Annotated in this window: 1 protein-coding gene; it reads right to left on the bottom strand. The window is 66.3% G+C overall.

Translation table 11 applies throughout. The features are described from left to right. Positions 1–57: 57 nt before the first annotated feature. Positions 58–323: alanine:cation symporter family protein (locus tag EN861_RS34725; RefSeq protein ID WP_135928237.1), on the bottom strand; the 266-nt coding region annotated here is incomplete at its 5' end.

Here is a 323-nt window from a genome sequence, read left to right as displayed (position 1 = left end):
CGGGCAATGGCGTGGGTCAGAGCCCTCGCCCTGGCGAGGGATCTGACCCCGATCCTGTCAGCCTTCCCACACGCTGGTGTTGCGCACGCCCAGCAGTTTCGGGTTGAACAGCGGATCCTTGCCGGCCTGGCGATGCTGCTCGTAGTCGCGCAGTGCGGCCAGGGCAGGCCTTTGCAGCAGCAGGATGGCGATGATGTTCAGCCAGCTCATCAGGCCGACGCCGATGTCACCCAGCGCCCAGGCCAGGGTTGCATTGTGGAATGCGCCGAACACCACCATGCCGATGATGCCCAGGCGCAGCACCAGCACCGTCAGCGGGCGCT

This window comes from Mesorhizobium sp. M8A.F.Ca.ET.218.01.1.1 (assembly GCF_004791165.1).
GTDB lineage: Bacteria > Pseudomonadota > Alphaproteobacteria > Rhizobiales > Rhizobiaceae > Mesorhizobium.
Note: the sequence above shows the minus strand (reverse complement) of the source record. Positions and strands in the feature narration are given on the sequence as shown.